General features: G+C 39.7%; 12 protein-coding genes. 5 read left to right on the top strand and 7 right to left on the bottom strand.

Features of this window, described 5'->3' with window-relative positions:
- The first annotated feature begins 3 nt into the window (after positions 1-3).
- From CH362_RS17225 to CH362_RS17215, 3 genes are all read left to right on the top strand, one after another.
- A complete protein-coding gene (locus tag CH362_RS17225; RefSeq protein WP_100711558.1) occupies positions 4-1,308 on the top strand; it encodes an adenylate/guanylate cyclase domain-containing protein in 1,305 nt (434 codons plus the stop codon).
- Positions 1,308-2,036 (top strand): class I SAM-dependent methyltransferase, encoded by a 729-nt coding sequence (locus CH362_RS17220; RefSeq protein WP_100711557.1) that lies wholly within the window; start codon positions 1,308-1,310, stop codon positions 2,034-2,036. The genes CH362_RS17225 and CH362_RS17220 overlap by 1 nt, the downstream gene beginning before the upstream one ends.
- A 126-nt stretch (positions 2,037-2,162) precedes the next feature.
- A complete protein-coding gene (locus CH362_RS17215; RefSeq protein ID WP_100711556.1) occupies positions 2,163-5,453 on the top strand; it encodes an efflux RND transporter permease subunit in 3,291 nt (1,096 codons plus the stop codon).
- 36 nt (positions 5,454-5,489) lie between these two features.
- On the opposite strand, the gene CH362_RS17210 is transcribed toward CH362_RS17215, so the two are convergent.
- A complete protein-coding gene (locus CH362_RS17210; protein WP_100711555.1) occupies positions 5,490-6,089 on the bottom strand; it encodes a TetR/AcrR family transcriptional regulator in 600 nt (199 codons plus the stop codon).
- A 3-nt stretch (positions 6,090-6,092) separates the two neighbouring features.
- Positions 6,093-7,082, bottom strand: coding sequence for an aldo/keto reductase (locus CH362_RS17205; RefSeq protein ID WP_100711554.1), 990 nt, complete (start codon positions 7,080-7,082; stop codon positions 6,093-6,095).
- Positions 7,083-7,234: 152 nt separating this feature from the next.
- On the opposite strand from CH362_RS17205, the gene CH362_RS17200 reads away from it, so the two are divergent.
- Positions 7,235-8,809 carry an FAD-dependent thymidylate synthase gene (locus CH362_RS17200; RefSeq protein ID WP_100711553.1) on the top strand — a complete coding sequence of 525 codons (1,575 nt, stop codon included), beginning with the start codon at positions 7,235-7,237 and terminating at the stop codon, positions 8,807-8,809.
- Positions 8,810-8,811: 2 nt separating this feature from the next.
- Here CH362_RS17200 and CH362_RS17195 read toward each other — a convergent pair whose 3' ends face one another.
- Positions 8,812-10,029, bottom strand: a complete 1,218-nt coding sequence (locus tag CH362_RS17195) for a PQQ-dependent sugar dehydrogenase (RefSeq protein ID WP_100711552.1) — start codon at positions 10,027-10,029, stop codon at positions 8,812-8,814.
- 126 nt (positions 10,030-10,155) lie between these two features.
- On the opposite strand from CH362_RS17195, the gene CH362_RS17190 reads away from it, so the two are divergent.
- A complete protein-coding gene (locus CH362_RS17190; protein WP_100711551.1) occupies positions 10,156-11,334 on the top strand; it encodes a M20 metallopeptidase family protein in 1,179 nt (392 codons plus the stop codon).
- A 210-nt stretch (positions 11,335-11,544) separates the two neighbouring features.
- On the opposite strand, the gene CH362_RS17185 is transcribed toward CH362_RS17190, so the two are convergent.
- From CH362_RS17185 to CH362_RS17170, 4 genes are all read right to left on the bottom strand, one after another.
- Entirely contained in the window at positions 11,545-11,976 is a 432-nt protein-coding gene (locus tag CH362_RS17185; protein ID WP_100711550.1) for a hypothetical protein, read from the bottom strand.
- Positions 11,977-12,300: 324 nt separating this feature from the next.
- Positions 12,301-13,590, bottom strand: a complete 1,290-nt coding sequence (locus CH362_RS17180) for an aminopeptidase P N-terminal domain-containing protein (protein ID WP_100711549.1) — start codon at positions 13,588-13,590, stop codon at positions 12,301-12,303.
- A gap of 2 nt (positions 13,591-13,592) precedes the next feature.
- On the bottom strand, positions 13,593-14,615 hold the full coding sequence (locus tag CH362_RS17175) for a glycosyltransferase family 9 protein (protein WP_100711548.1): 1,023 nt from the start codon (positions 14,613-14,615) through the stop codon (positions 13,593-13,595).
- Positions 14,616-15,740, bottom strand: a complete 1,125-nt coding sequence (locus CH362_RS17170; RefSeq protein WP_100711547.1) for a thiolase family protein — start codon at positions 15,738-15,740, stop codon at positions 14,616-14,618.
- Positions 15,741-15,816: the final 76 nt, after the last annotated feature.

The raw sequence follows: 15,816 nt of genomic DNA, 5'->3' as shown, positions 1-15,816 counted from the left end.
TCCATGTTATCCAGACATTTCGAAACCCTATCAAATACCTTAGAAAAAGAGATCCTGGCCAGTGAACAAATCAGAAGTAAGATCCTGTTAGCTGCTTTCGGACTCGCGGGATTGTCTTGGAGTATCCTATTCCTGTTTTTAGAAAAGGAATTTAATCAAAGCACAGGGATAGAATTCCCATTTGAGGTATTGATAGGCACACTCGTTTTCGGTACAGTTTACGAATTCGGATTTTTAAAATTACTGAATTATCTGAAAAAAAGAGAATATAGACTTCCACTTCTACCTAGATTCGGGAACGCATTGATAGAAACTTCTCTACCAGGGATCATATTATTCATTTTGATCCAAAAACATTCTCATCCAGTCGTTCCTTTAAATTCTCCTATTTCCAATCTATATATAATTTTTATAATACTCTCAGTCCTTAGAATGGAGTTCGGACTTTCCTTTTTTACTGGGGCAATAGCTGCAGTCCAATATTTGATCACTGGATTATTTTTTGTTCCAGACTCTCCTTTAGGCGGGGAATCCGCGTATAGTTTCTTCTACTCTAAGATCCCAACCTACTTGCGTTCAGGATTGTTCCTAGCCTCTGGGATTGTCGCCGGACTCGTGGGACTCCGACTTAAAAAAATCCTTAAAAATTCAGTAGAACGTTTGGAAGAAAGAAACGAAATTTTAGGAATGTTCGGACAATATGTTTCTCCATCAGTAGTAGACAAACTAATGAGCCAAAAGGCAGACACTGCTTCTGAAAACAAAGATGTATGTGTAATGTTTTTGGATATTCGCAACTTTACAAAATTTTCAGAAGATAAAAGTCCTTCAGAAGTGATCTCATATTTGAACACATTATTTGAAGATATGATAGAGATCGTAAATAAACATAATGGTATCATAAATAAGTTTCTGGGAGATGGATTTATGGCGGTATTTGGCGCCCCACTTTCAGACAATGGAAAGGATGCAAAAAATGCAGTTTCTGCTGCATTAGAAATTCAGAAAAAAGTAATGGAGATGAATGTCTCCGGCAAAATCCCCGAAACTAAAATTGGAATTGGTTTACATTTCGGAGAAGCAATGACAGGAAGTGTAGGTTCTTCTCAAAGAAAAGAATACACGATCATTGGAGACACGGTCAATCTTGCTTCCAGAGTAGAACAATTGAATAAAGACTTTGGAAGTGAAATTTTGGCTACAGATACAGTTTACGAACATGTAAAACATTTCTTAGAAGCTGAGTCCCTTCCCCCAGTGAAAGTAAAAGGAAGAGAAAAAGAAGTTCTGATCTACAAATTAACCTAATGCAATCTCCAGAATCACATTACGAAAACTTTTTGGCTGATAAATATTCCTGGATGTTGGGAGATCTTTCTGTAAAAGAAAAGGACCAATTGGAATTATTCAGATCATTTGAAATTTCTCCGCGTGCAAACGGAGTCGCTTGGGATCTAGGAGCAGGAAGTGGAATACAATCCATTCCATTAGAAGAATTAGGATTTCAAGTTTTAGCAATCGACTTCAGCGAAAAATTATTATCCGAGATCAAAACGAGAAAACCAAATACAAATATAAGAACCAAGATTGCTGATATCAGATCCAGGGACTTATACCAAGGAGTTTCTCCCGAAATCCTTTTGTGTATGGGGGATACGATCACTCATTTAGAATCAGAAAAAGATTGGGAAACTACTGTAAGTCTTTGGTCTAGTTTTCTTTCTCCAGGAAGTAAATTAATTTTAGGTTATAGAGACCTGAGTTACGGAAAACCTGGAGATAAAAGTATTTTTGTAGTTCGTTCTGAAGAATCTCGAATTTTCACCTGCCAACTACAATTCCTTGAGAATAAAGTAGATATTACAGATATATATCATGAGAAAACTGATAAAGGTTGGACTGTTACTTCCAGTTCGTATAACAAACTGATCCTTCCGATTGATGATTTGATCAAAACTGTTTCTCAGAATAATTTCGGACTGGAAAGAAAGGATGAGAAAAACGGGATGAAGTTTGTACTTTTTGAAAAGCTTTGATTAGACCCTCTATATTTAGATCAGTTCCTTTCTATAGTTACTTTTAAGAGACCCTTTTTACTAAAAACCATTCGACAAGTCGAGAGTTACTGGGAATTTGTACGTATCCTTGCCCGGGACCCTTCCATGATAGATAAACTGATCCGTCTCTCCATTAAGAACAGGATTTTCGTCCTGATACTCACATCAGGAATAACCATAGTAGGTATTTATAACGCGTATCAACTTTCTATCGACGCGATCCCAGATATTACAAACGTTCAGGTTTCCGTTGTAACTCAGTCTCCTGGTCTTTCTCCTGTAGAAGTAGAGCAGTTCATCACTTATCCGATAGAGATGGAACTCACTGGTGTTCCTCACGTAACAGAAATACGTTCTATTTCCAGAACTGGAGTGAGTAGTGTTACAGTTATCTTCAAAGACGGGACTGATATTTATTTTGCAAGGCAGCTCATCAACGAAAGATTGAGAGCAGCAGAAGCTGTAATTCCTAAAGGTTATGGAAGCCCTGAACTTTCTCCTATCGCAACTGGTCTTGGTGATATTTACGAATTCGTTCTAACAAGTGATCGTCATAATCCTGAAGAGCTCAGGACATATATGGAATGGGAACTTGCAAGAGAGATCAAATCCACCGAAGGGATTATAGATGTAAACATCATCGGCGGAGAAGCAAGACAATATCAAATCAAGATAGATCCGCAAAGATTAGCAGTTCATAATATTACATTATCTCAACTTTGTGATAAACTAGAGACCGCCAACCAGAACACCGGTGGTGGTTATATCACCAAAAGTGCTGAACAGATCGTAATCCGCGGAGAAAGCCAGTTCAAAACTGTAGATGAGATCCGTAACGTAGCAGTCCAAACAGAAAGAGATGGGGTTCCACTTCTTTTAGGACAGATCGCAACAGTAGAAACTGGTCCAGCACTTCGTTTTGGACTTATGACCAAAGATGCGAAGGGAGAAGTTGTAGGCGCCACTGCAATGATGCTCATGGGCCAAAACTCTTTGGAAGTTGTAAAAAAGGTTAAAGAAAAAGTAGAAATACTGAGAGCAAGACTACCGGAAGGAATGAAGATCGTAACATTCTACGATCGTTCTGAATTTATCGGAAGAACATTAGGAACCATCTTCACAAACCTTGCAGAAGCAGCTGTACTTGTAATTATCGTTTTGATCTTTGCACTCGGAACAGTAAAGGGTGCGCTACTCGTTAGCTTATCTATTCCGATCCCGATGCTTGCCGCTACAATATTTATGAGAATGTTCGGCATTGTTGGTAACTTAATGTCTTTAGGAGCCTTGGACTTCGGACTCCTGGTAGATGGAACCATCGTGATGTTGGAATCGGTTCTTCATGGTTTTATCTTAAAACAAGCATTCTACGAACAACAGAATTCACAAGAGGATAGAAAACTCGCCGCAGAACAGATCATCACAGATTCCTGCGTGAGAGTAGCAAGAGCAGCAGCATTCTCTGTCGGTATTATCTTATTAGTATATCTACCGCTCATGACATTAGAAGGTGTAGAAGGTAGAATGTTCAAACCTATGGCAATGACTGTTGCAATCTCACTTGCCATGGCACTTTTATTTTCTCTTACCACCTTCCCTGCTGCAGCAAGTATCTTATTCCAAACTCCAGTATTCCATCATAGCAAATTCTGGGACAGAGCAGAAGAGCTGTATATGCAACTTCTCGAATTTGGTATGGCCAACAAAAAAATATTCTTAAGAACTGGCTTAGGAGTATTTGCAGTTTCTCTAATATTAGGATCTACCTTAGGATCAGAATTCCTTCCACGTATCGACGAGGGGGAATTTGCGATAGATATCAAAAGACTTCCATCTACTTCTATCAATTATTCCAGAGACACAAATACTGAGATTGAGAGGGTAATCGCTCAATTCCCGGAAGTAACAAGTGTAGTTAGCAAGATGGGTAGAGGTGAATCCGCAGCAGAACCAATCGGAACAGAAGAAGGAGAATCCATGGTGAAGCTCATTCCTCCTAAAGAATGGACATCCGCTTCTTCTCGTGATGAGCTCATGGATAAAATGAAGGACGCAATCCTAAAATCTGTTCCTTCCAGCACGATCTCACTTTCACAACCAATTGAAAACAGAGTGAATGCACTTCTCTCTGGATCCAAAGCAGACGTAGTGATCAAAATTTACGGAGACGATCTCCAAACATTAAAGGACACTGCAGCAAAATTTGCAGATAAGATCAAAAAGGTCCCTGGTGCTGCGGACTTAAGAGTGCAAAGAGTACTCGGACTTCCTTTGATCCAAATCAAAGCAGACAGACAAAAGATGGCACGTTATGGAGTCGCCGCAGAAGAAATTTTAACTACTGTAGAATCATTACGTATCGGAAGAAAAGCAGGAAAGGTATTCGAAGGATTCAAACGGTTCGACTTAGTAGTTCGTTTACAATTGGATGTTTCGGATCTGGATAAATTAGAAAATATTCCAGTCATGACTTCTACAGGAGTCACAGTTCCTCTTGGCCAAGTAGCAACCATTGAATTTGTAGAAGGTCCCGCTGCAATTTACAGAGAATCCTTAAAACGAAGGATCATGGTAGAAGCCAACGTTCGCGGAAGAGACTTAGTAGGTTTCGTAAATGAGGCCCAGAAAGTAACAGCGGATATCGAAAAAACTCTTCCGGAAGGTTATAGAACAGATTGGGGTGGCCAGTTCGAGAACTTCCAAAGAGCGAAGAACAGATTGATGCTCGTTGTGCCAATCGCACTCGGGATCATATTCGTGATGTTAATCGCTGCATTCGGGAACGTATATTATGCGGCGGGAGTATTCATCGTAGTACCACTCGCAGTTGCAGGAGGGATCATAGGACTCGTGCTTAGAGGCCTTCCTTTTAGTATTCCTGCTGGTGTTGGATTTATCGCGGTAAGTGGTATCGCAGTATTGAACGGGGTTGTATACGCCTCCACTCTCAAAGAAGAATTAGAAAAAGGGATTACTATCTCCAAAGCAGTGCTCTCAGCTGGGCTTCATTCACTTCGCCCAGTAATGACAACTGAGATTATTGCAGCAGTTGGATTTATTCCAATGGCAATTTCTACAATGGCAGGGGCAGAAGTGCAAAGACCTCTAGCAACTGTGGTGATCTTCGGAGTAATCGTTGCCACAGTTTTATCTAGGGTACTTCTTCCTATCGTGATGGAATTCCTACTGAATATTTACCAAGACCAGGAAAGAAGAAAAGAAGCTCGTAAAAGAAAATTAGAGTCCGAGTTCCAAGCTTCCAGAGCCCAAGAAAGAATTCCTCAAACTTTGGAAGAAGTTTCCTGGGAAGCAGAAGAGATCCAAGAAGAAGAGCCGGAAGATATAATAAGTTCTAAATCTAAACGTTCTAAGAATGGATTAAAAAGGAAGAAGTAAGATCCTCTGATCCGAACGAAGCGAAGAGCGCGGCTCTTACTTCTTACTCTTCAGTCCAGAGAGAATCGCGTTCACAACGGATCGAAGGAATTCGATCCGATCTTCTTCTATATTATCGAATACCAGACGAGGATGATGGAAGGCAGCAGTCCCTTCAAAAATGATCCGAGCTCCTTCTTTAGGAGTATTACAAAAAAATAATCCTTTTTGTAATCCTTCTTGGACCATTGCTTCCAGTTGTTCATACATTGTCTGGATATGTTTTTTGACGAATGGTCTTGTTTTCTCTGCTGAATTATTGAATGCAGTATAAATTCTAGGATCTGACTGGACCTTCTCTCTTTTCATCATATGGAGAGTCATTAGCCACTCTAAAATTCTTTCTTCTAATGGACTTGTTTTGGAGGAAACTTCTGCGAGAGCTAGATCGATTCGATCCAACCATCTTTTGGAAATAGAATCGAGCAACGCTTCTTTGTCAGCGAAATGTTTGTATAATGCGGCGTGGCTTAGGTTTAGATTCCTAGCCACGTCAGTAAGTTTCAAACGCTCGACACCGTTTCTTCTAATCTCAATCTCTGCGGCATCGAGCACTTTTTCTTGTAGTTCTTCTGGCTTTAAACCTGTTTTAGGCATCTCTCATTTAACGACGAGTTGCATCGAATGAGAAGGATATCTATCTCCTTGGAAAGCGCCTTCCGGAAAAGTATCATCCAAGGTTTTCACTTCTTCCGGAGTTAATTGCACCGAAAGAGCTTCTAAATTTTCCCTAAGACTTTCTCTTCTTGTGGAACCGATTAAAGGAAAAATATCTTCTCCCTTATGAAGCACCCAAGCGATAGCAAGTTGAGCAGTAGTGCAGCCCTTCTTCTTTGCAAGCTCTTGAAGCAGACTCACACGCTCCAAATTCGCTTCAAGGTTTTTTCCCTGGAAACGAGGAGAAATGGATCTAAAATCTGAAACACCCAAAGAGCTTTCAATTTTTCCGGTCAGAAGTCCTCTTCCCACAATTCCGTATGGAACGATTGCCACTCCAAGTTCTCTCGCGGTTTCGAGGAGTTCCTTCTCAATCACACGAGTTGCCAAAGAATATTCAATTTCCAAAGCAGTGACCGGATGAACCTTATGAGCCCTTCTCAAATTTTCGGGAGAAGCTTCCGAAAGTCCGAGATATCGCACATATCCTTCCTTGATCAGGTCTGCAATCGCACCCACAGTATCCTCGATTGGAACTTCTGGATCAACCCTAGAGGCCTGATAAATATCGATCACATCTACTCCAAGTCTGGTGAGAGAATGTGCCGCAAAGTTTTTCACAGAATTCGGTCTGAAATCGTATCCGATGAATGCTCCATTTGGATTGCGAAGTCCGCCGAACTTCACACTGATCATTGGTTTGGTTTTTCTATCCTTCAACGCTTCTGAGATCAAAAGTTCATTATGCCCAATCCCGTAGAAGTCTCCGGTATTCAGAAAATTGATCCCGGAATCCAAGGCCTCATGAATGGTCGCGATGGATTCTTGCCTGTTTCTGGTTTCTTTTGTGCCGTAAAAGTCCGACATCCCCATACAGCCCAAGCCTACTTGGGAAATCTCAGGGCCGCTTTTGCCTAATTTTCTCAGTTTCATTCGAAACCTCCATTTAGTTACAATTTACATTTTATATAATTTGTAACTAAATGGCAAGCATTTTCTAAGCCTGATTTTTGTGGGAGTTCCCACATTTCTTGCTTTTCGCTTACCGACATAATACCATTCTAGCGTTCCGGAGTAGCAAATCCATGGATCACCAGAAACCGATCGTTCAACTTTTAGATGCGACCACAGAACCTTTCAATCTAGCGATCGCTTCCGCTCGGACTTGCTATTCTTCTAAGGGGATCCTTCTTCCTGAAGACATGATCCGTACTGAAAAATCCTTGGAAATCAGAGATAAGGTAGCCAAATCCACGAAGAAAGCTGGCCACCTTACCACAAGACAACATCCTCATTTTATATTCACGTTAGACAAAGTGTCCCGTCAGTTCGTTTGGTCTTTTCTACATTCTCATCCGTACTATAACTCGGAACAGGTGAGCCAAAGATATGTAGAAGTTAAAAAAGAAAATTATTATATTCCGCCTACTCTCTCGGGAAAGCAGAAGGAATATTATTTAGAAGCGATTGAATATGCCTCTAACGCGTATTTTGAATTTGTGGAGCTACTACATCCGTTCATCCAGGACGAATATTTCCTAGTATATAAGGCACGTGCAAATTATCCGGAAAAATGGCAGCTTCCAATCAAGAAGAAGTGCTTAGAAGTGGCACGTTATCTTCTTCCTTTAGGAACTTATACTTATTTATATCACTCAGTAAACGGGCTTACTCTTCATAGATATCATCGTTTGATGAATTCTTTCGACGCACCTGAGGAACAACGTTTAGTTGTAGAAGAGATGATCGAAAAAGTAAAAGAGATCGATCCTCTTTATGTGGAAGAAATGGATGATCCGATCCCTCTGGAAGAAACTGCAGAATATAAATTTTTCAAAGACTTCTACCAAGATGGCTCTTCTGAGTATAGACCGGAGGCTGCTAAAAATTTCGTAAGAGAATTCGATGAGGATATGGATAACCGTTACGCAAGACTGGTTTCCTATTCTTCTAATGGACCTGAAGTTTTGGCTTCTTCTGTCCGTGCGGTTTTAGGTTTATCTAAAAATTCTTTAAACGATGAAGAAGCGATCCGACTCGTGATGGATCCTTCTAAGAACAAACATCTGACTTCTACCCTGAATGAAACTACAATGAGTCCTCTTTCCAGAGCGATGTTCAATGTTCATTATTCATTCAAAAAGAGAATTTCTCACTCTGCGGATAGCCAAGACCAAAGACATAGAATGGTCCCTGGTTCTCGTCCAGTATTAATGAGCCAATACACTGGAATGCCAGACTATATCGTTCCAAAAGTAGTATTAAAATATCCTCAATTAGAAGAAACTTATAGAAGAAAAATGGACGGCATTTTCAAAAACCTGAACCGTTTTATTGAAGCAGGAGGATCTACTGAACATGCTTCTTATCTTCTTCCGAATGCTTTTCCTGTGCGTTTTTATGAAAGTGGGGATCTGTTAAATCTTCATCATAAATGGAGGGCGAGAACTTGTTATAATGCTCAGGAAGAAATTTTCCAGGCTTCTATCAATGAACTTATAGATCTGACAAAGGTCCAACCGGAGATCGCAAAATGGATCAAGGCTCCTTGCTGGATCCGCTTACAAGGTGATATTAAGCCATATTGCCCTGAAGGTGATCATTATTGCGGAACCCAAGTTTGGAAAAGAGAATTAGACGAATACGATAGAACTCTGTAGTTTTATCGTATTTCTATTCTGAAAATTTTTCCGTTATAATCTACCACGTAGATTTCTCCATTTGAATCTTCTCCGAAGGAAGATACATTGGAAGAAAATCCCATTTCAGAAGTATGTTCTATTAAGTTCAAAACTTTGGTCCCATCCCAAAGAATGGACCAGATCTTTCCTGTGATAAAATCACCATAAAAGTATCTTCCGTTCAATTCAGGAAAGTTTGATCCTCTATACACATAACCACCAGTGATAGAACTTCCTATAAAATGACTATATTCTAATTTTGGAAAACTGATCCCGGAAGTATTACATCCAATAGAAGGATCATAACAATGATTTCCTTCTGTGAGTCTCCATCCGTAATTTTTAATTCCTGTATTCACGGGCTCTATATTTAATTCTTCATAATTGTTTTGCCCTACGTCTGCAATATATAGATCTCCAGTTCCTCTATCCAAACTGAATCTCCAGGGATTTCTAAGGCCCCAATCCCAAATATGAGGATTTTCTAATCCAGTAGCAGGTCTATTTCCAGGAGCGGGAGTTGGATAATTATCTACATCTATCCTCAAAATTTTACCAAGAGAAGATTCCAAATTCTGCGCTTCGTTATTCGGATCTCCTGCGCCACCTCCATCACCCATTCCCACTAAAAGATAACCTCCAGTATCGAAGGTCATCATTCCTCCATTATGATTACTGAATGGTTGATCTATCGTAAATAAAATAGAACCAGAGCCTATATTTGCAAGATCAGGATCGGAAGAAGATCTGGAATATTCAGCAACCACAGTATCTCCATCTGATTTTCGAGTATAGTTTACCCAAAATCTACCATTAGAATTATAATTAGGATGAAATGCGATACCAAGTAGGCCTCTTTCACCTGAGAATGAAATTAGATCCAGACCTTCCGATCCCAGATCTAAAAAAGGTGAAGCAAGAAGAGAACCGTCTTTGATCAAACGGACCTTCCCCCCTTGTTCCAAGACAAAGATCCTACTCGCATCTCCAGAAGGAGAAACAAGAAATAATGGAGCGTTAAATCCGGAAGCTACCTCAGTGAGTTTCAAACAAGGAGGATTTCTATCTTCGTTACATCCGGTCAAAAATGGAAGAAGTGGAATATTAGAATGACCTGGCTTAGAACATGCTAATAAGCATACAAAATATAAGAAGATCGTATAAATGCAGATCCTTTGGATTTTAGATGATGGTTTCATCTTCTTTAATTTATTGACCTATTAATATAGAAAACAAGCCGAAAGCTCCGGTTTCTCTCTTTTCGAAAAAATAAAAAAAGAAGGGACTAAAAACCTATTTCAGGGTAAATCATCCTAGAGCAGATCATGAAAACAGTCTCCACTACAAGGACCGAAGAACTGGTCCAATACCGCAGATTCATTCACAAACATCCCGAACTCAGATACGAAGAAGTCGGGACAGCGGACTTCGTCTCTAAACATCTCCAATCCTTAGGTTATACATTCCAATCTGGGATAGCAAAAACAGGGATCGCTTGCCTTATAGATTCCGGAAAACCAGGCAAAACTCTTTTGGTAAGAGCGGATATGGATGCCCTTCCCATTATTGAAGAAAATAAGACGGATTATACTTCCGTTCATAATGGAGTCATGCATGCATGCGGTCATGATGCTCATACTTCTGTTTTAATGGGACTTGCTTCGGAACTAAAAGAAAATCCAAGCGCTATAGTTCCTAAAGGAAGAGTGTTGTTGGTATTCCAACCAGCGGAAGAAGGCGGACAAGGCGCAGACCGCATGATAGAAGAAGGAATATTAGAAAAATACGATGTTTCTGCTGCATTGGCTCTTCATGTTTGGAATCATATCCCTGTGGGTAAAGTGGGAGTTGTAGATGGCCCGATGATGGCCGCAGTAGATGAATTTCAAATTACTGTCCAAGGGATCAGCGGCCACGGAGCAATGCCACAACATACAGTGGATCCTATATTAGTAGCTTCTCATATAGTTACTTCTCTACAAAGTATCGTATCACGAAACACTGATCCTTTAGATTCCTGCGTTGTTACGGTAGGAGCTTTTCATGCTGGACATGCATTCAATGTAATTTCCGAAACAGCAGAATTAAAAGGAACGATCCGCACATTCACAAAAGAAATGTTCGATAAGGCACCTGAGTTATTCAAAAGAGTCGTAGAAAATACTGCTTCTGCTTTTGGAGCGAAGGCAACCATTCATTACGAAAGAACGAATGCCCCAACAATCAATCATCCTGAAATGGCAGATATTGTTCGAAAGGCTTCGGAGAATATTTTAGGTCCAAATTCAGTCACCGAAGAACATGCTAAGACCATGGGCGGAGAAGACTTCTCTGCATTTTTAATGAAGGTTCCTGGATGTTACTTTTTTGTCGGCTCCATGAATGAGGAGAAAGGTTTAATCCATCCACATCATAGTTCAAAGTTTGACATTGATGAAACATCTCTTCCAATTGGATTATCAGTCATGAAGGAAGCTATCAGACTTTATCTGGAAAATAACTGAGAATATAGGAACTCCTGAGTGAGAGATTAGCCGTTTGTTGGAACTCCTACATGGGAGTGAAGATCGCCCCCACCCGGTTCGGGTGGAGGAGGTGGGCTTGTGGGAGAAGCTATTTCCCCTATACACTAAAATCACCTAATCTTCAACTCCAATTTACGCCCACAATTCATGTTGGAATTCCAACATTCCAGGCTTAACTAAAGAAACAGGTCACGCTGCGTCCCAAGGTAGAAACTTCTCCCCATTTTTCTCAGTTTCTTTTTTTAGTTCTGAATTTTCCTTTCTAAAAGACTGAAATCCTGAACTCAAGATCCATTCCATTTTCAAAAGTGAACTTAAAAAACTACTAGTGGAGACGTTTCTCTCGTTAGCGTAACCCATCGCTTCCCAATAATCAGAACCATAAACTCTGATCCTTTTTCGAGAATCGCTATTTTTCACTTTTTCGAAATCGAACCTTAGGATTCTACCCTTTTGCCGTCTTTCTCTAAAGGAGGAAATTATGAATTGCAGGATCTCCTTCGGTTCTCCCAAACGTAAAACTGCATCTCTCCAGATCGACTCCATTTCCATCGGAATTCTCCAATCGATTTGGATCATTCCTCTGTTCTCTAGTATTTGTTTTCTAAAAACTTCTTCCATATTCGCTCCCGAATGTTGGGATCGAATCCATAATATAGAACAAATATCTTCAAATAAAAAATGAAAGGAATATTAAAATTTTTGAATTTAGTTCGTCTTAGGTCGAAATTAGGCACTAAGACGAAAAGTTTGGAGACGTAAACAGGAAATCAAAACGGCGGTCAATCATAAAAGCCGACAAGGCTTCCAAAGATTAAGATAGATCTGGAATCAATATTCCGGTATATATTATAAAAATTTGATTAATGAAGATAAGAAATGAATCTCAATTCCGCTTAAATCCCTGTTTCTGAATAAGCGAAGTTTGACTCACCCACTCTTAGCTCACGCTCTCATCGCCTCAATCTCATCTACTTCTTTCGCTATCATAGATGTTAGAACGACAGGATTATCTCCGTTAACCAAAACATCATCCTCTATCCTAACTCCAATTCCTCTGAAACCAGCGGGAATCGTTTCATCTGTAGGATCAAAATATAACCCTGGCTCCACAGTTACTACGAGCCCATTCTGCATAGGTTTACTTTTTCCATTCTCGAAATAGCGTCCTACATCATGCACATCCATTCCCAGATAGTGACCGGTTCTATGCATATAAAATCTGCGGTATTCTCCCTTTTCTATGACCTCTGAAAGATTTCCTTTCAATAAACCTAAGTCAATCAATCCGGAAGTTAAATTTAATACAGTTTTCTCATGAACTGCATTAAATTCTACGCCTTGTTTTGTGTCCAAGATCGCTTGTTTCTGCACATCCAAAACTAATTGGTAGATAGTTCTTTGTTCCGAAGTGAATTTTTTTCCGGATGGGAAAACGCGAGTAACGTCTGCAGTATAATAATCCTTCTCCGCTCCGCTATCCACTAAAATAAGTTCGTTATCACCTATCTTCGCACGATTGGTTGTATAATGCAGAATGGTTGCATTTTTTCCTGCGGCGACTATATGGCCGTAGCCTCCGCCCCAAGCACCATGTTTCAAATATTCAGATTCAAGAATGGACTCTAATTCGAATTCGTACATTCCAACTTTAGTTTCTCTGAATAATCTTTCGTGACCGAGAGCTGTAATCCTGGAAGATTCTTTTAATTTTTCTATCTCTTCTTGAGATTTTAACATTCTCATTTCGTGAAGAAAATTCGGGATCTCCCATCTTTGTGGACCGAACTTACCTTCTCTCAATCTTCTGTTTAAAGAACTGATTAGTTCGAGTAACTCTGAATCTCTTTTGGAGTCTTTTCCAAAAAAATGATATAATGTAAATTGATTGGTAAGAATATCCGAAATCTTAGAATCCCATTCTCCAAGATCAAAACTTTGATCCAGCTCCAATCTTTTTTTGATCTCTTCTTTACCTAGACGAATGCCTGTCCAAATTTCTTTTTCTTTATCTTTAGGAAGTGCAAAATGAGAAGAGAAGTCCCTACGTAGAACCAAAACACCATCTTCTTCCTCAATACCAGTCAGATAATAATAATCGGAATCCTGTCTGAACTTATACTCTACATCTCGGTTACGGATCTTCTGAGGGGCCGCAAAGATGAGTAAAACTTCTGATTCTTTTAAAAGGTTCTGAACTTCTCGGATCCGTTTTCTAAAAATGTTTTGGTCCATAATTATCCTTTTATTAGACGAATTCCTTCTTCCACCATTCTGTCCGTATCCTGTTCCAACATACAACGAAAATGTTTTTTAGGGCAGACCCTTCCTCCATGAATACCACAAGGACGACAGTCTAGGCCGTTTACCTCGGATATAAAAACGCGACTCGCCAAAGGAGTATAACCGAATGCAGGGATCGTGGCACCGAAAGCAGCCAAAGTTGGAATATTAAATGCAGAAGCAAAATGAATGGGAGAAGAATCATTTGTCACAAGAAGGGCTGCTCCGCTCATCAAATAACTCATCTCCGGAAGACTTGTCTTTCCAGAAAGATTGATCCCGAAACCTTCTCCTACTTCTTCGCAAAGTTTGATGTCTCCTTTGCCTCCGGTCAGAACAATTTTCAGTCCAGTTCTTTCATGAAGAAGTTTGCTAACCGTTTTGAATTTATCCGAAGGCAAACGTTTTGTTTCCCAAACAGAAGAAGGAGAGACCAGTATATAATTCCCTTTTTCCAAACCATTTTTTTTCATTTCGGATTGGATACCGACAACTGATTCTGGTTTCCAAAATAGTTCAGGCTGTCTTGAAATATTTTTTCTTTCTTCTTCTGCATAAATAAGAGAAAGAAGTTTGTCCACCTCGTGTGGCCCTCTTAATACTCTAGATTTTCTTTCATTTAATAAAAAAGAAAATCCGGCGGTTTTATATCCGATCCTTCTTTTAGCTCCACTCAAAAAAGAAATTATAGAAGAACGAAATGAAAAATGTGGAGAAATACAAAGTGTAAAATTATGTTTTCTTAATTCTTTGCAAAAATTCCAAAAACCAAAAATGGAAGACTTGATCTGCTTTTTATCCAAAGGAATGATCTGATCTATCCAAGGGTTTGCTTCCAAAACGGATTCAGTTCCTTTGTTCACGATCACTGTCATTCTTGAACCAGGAAACCTTCTCTTGATCTCCCTAAATAACGGAGTAGTTAAGATCAGGTCTCCTAAGAATGCAGTTTGGATGACTAAAATATTTTCAGACATTTATTTTTTGGCCTCTAAGATGGTTGCAAAATTATTTACACCCAATCCTCCGATGGATAAACTAAGTGCAGTGTCCGAATCATTCTCATTCATAAATTCACAAAGTTCAGCAATCTGTGCGAGGCCCGAAACTCCCACTGGATGACCTCTTGTTTTCAATCCCCCTGATGGATTGATAGGCAGCCTTCCTCTTTTATCAGTGATCCCTTCTGCAACATTTGCAAGTGCCTTTCCTTGAGGAAATAAACCTGCATCTTCAGCTGCAATGATCTCAAAAATCGTAAATGCATCATGAAGTTCAGCAACTTGGATATCTTCCGGTTTTTTACTAGCTTCTTCATAGGCCTGCTTAAATGCAGATTTGGATGCAGTAAAACTAAGTCCGCCAGGAACCCCGTTCACCTGGCCTAAACCATGCCCAGTACCAGTGATCTCAATTTTTTTGCGGTCCTTCTTCAATCTTGCCGGATCTGTTTCTAATAATAATGCGCAGGAACCGTCAGATAAAGGAGAAATATCATATAAACATAATGGACTGGAAAACATCGGAGAGGAGAAATATTCCTCTTCGTTTAAGTTTTTTTGAATATGCGCGATCTTATTTTCAAGACCGTTATCATGAAGTTTTTTAGATAATCTAAAAAGTTCCTTCCTAGTATATCCGAAATCCCTTAAATACCTGGTAGCGGTCAATGCCCCACCCTGAGCCATGGACATTGCAAGGTTTCTTTGCCCGGAAGAAAGTACAGAACCTAAAAGAAGATTATTCTCTTCTCTCGGAAGCCTACTCATGACTTCTGTTCCGATCACAATCCCTCTTTTAAATTTTCCTGATAGAAGAAGATAACGGGCCAGATGTAGAGCAGAAGCCCCGCTTGAAGATGCAGTTTCCGAACGGATCGCGAATAAAGAAGAAAGTCCAAGATCTTCTTTGATCTTTGCTGGTAAAAAAATTTCCCCAGTATATCGCTCCGGGGCCATACATGCAAATATTAGAAATTCAGGAATAAAACCCGGATTCTTCTTAAGTAAATGATTCGCAGTATCGTAGGATAGCGATTGATAGTCGGACTCAGTCTTGCCAAATTTACTTAAATGAGAGTCTAGCACATAGGCCGAGGTCATATTCCTACAAATTTTACTGCTCCTGATTTCGAGCAAAGTCAAAAACTTAGAGATCTATTCTGCCTTTTTTAGAATC

Origin of the sequence: Leptospira saintgironsiae (genome assembly GCF_002811765.1) — a bacterium.
Classification (GTDB): Bacteria; Spirochaetota; Leptospiria; order Leptospirales; family Leptospiraceae; genus Leptospira_B; species Leptospira_B saintgironsiae.
This window is presented reverse-complemented; position numbering and strand designations above follow the sequence as displayed.

Excerpts from the sequence above, each read along its gene's own strand:
- CH362_RS17225 (WP_100711558.1), top strand. The coding sequence starts at position 4 with ATGTTATCCAGACATTTCGAAACCCTATCAAATACCTTAGAAAAAGAG.
- CH362_RS17220 (WP_100711557.1), top strand. The coding sequence starts at position 1,308 with ATGCAATCTCCAGAATCACATTACGAAAACTTTTTGGCTGATAAATAT.
- CH362_RS17215 (WP_100711556.1), top strand. The coding sequence starts at position 2,163 with ATGATAGATAAACTGATCCGTCTCTCCATTAAGAACAGGATTTTCGTC.
- CH362_RS17210 (WP_100711555.1), bottom strand. The coding sequence starts at position 6,089 with ATGCCTAAAACAGGTTTAAAGCCAGAAGAACTACAAGAAAAAGTGCTC.
- CH362_RS17205 (WP_100711554.1), bottom strand. The coding sequence starts at position 7,082 with ATGAAACTGAGAAAATTAGGCAAAAGCGGCCCTGAGATTTCCCAAGTA.
- CH362_RS17200 (WP_100711553.1), top strand. The coding sequence starts at position 7,235 with ATGGATCACCAGAAACCGATCGTTCAACTTTTAGATGCGACCACAGAA.
- CH362_RS17195 (WP_100711552.1), bottom strand. The coding sequence starts at position 10,029 with ATGAAACCATCATCTAAAATCCAAAGGATCTGCATTTATACGATCTTC.
- CH362_RS17190 (WP_100711551.1), top strand. The coding sequence starts at position 10,156 with ATGAAAACAGTCTCCACTACAAGGACCGAAGAACTGGTCCAATACCGC.
- CH362_RS17185 (WP_100711550.1), bottom strand. The coding sequence starts at position 11,976 with ATGGAAGAAGTTTTTAGAAAACAAATACTAGAGAACAGAGGAATGATC.
- CH362_RS17180 (WP_100711549.1), bottom strand. The coding sequence starts at position 13,590 with ATGGACCAAAACATTTTTAGAAAACGGATCCGAGAAGTTCAGAACCTT.
- CH362_RS17175 (WP_100711548.1), bottom strand. The coding sequence starts at position 14,615 with ATGTCTGAAAATATTTTAGTCATCCAAACTGCATTCTTAGGAGACCTG.
- CH362_RS17170 (WP_100711547.1), bottom strand. The coding sequence starts at position 15,740 with ATGACCTCGGCCTATGTGCTAGACTCTCATTTAAGTAAATTTGGCAAG.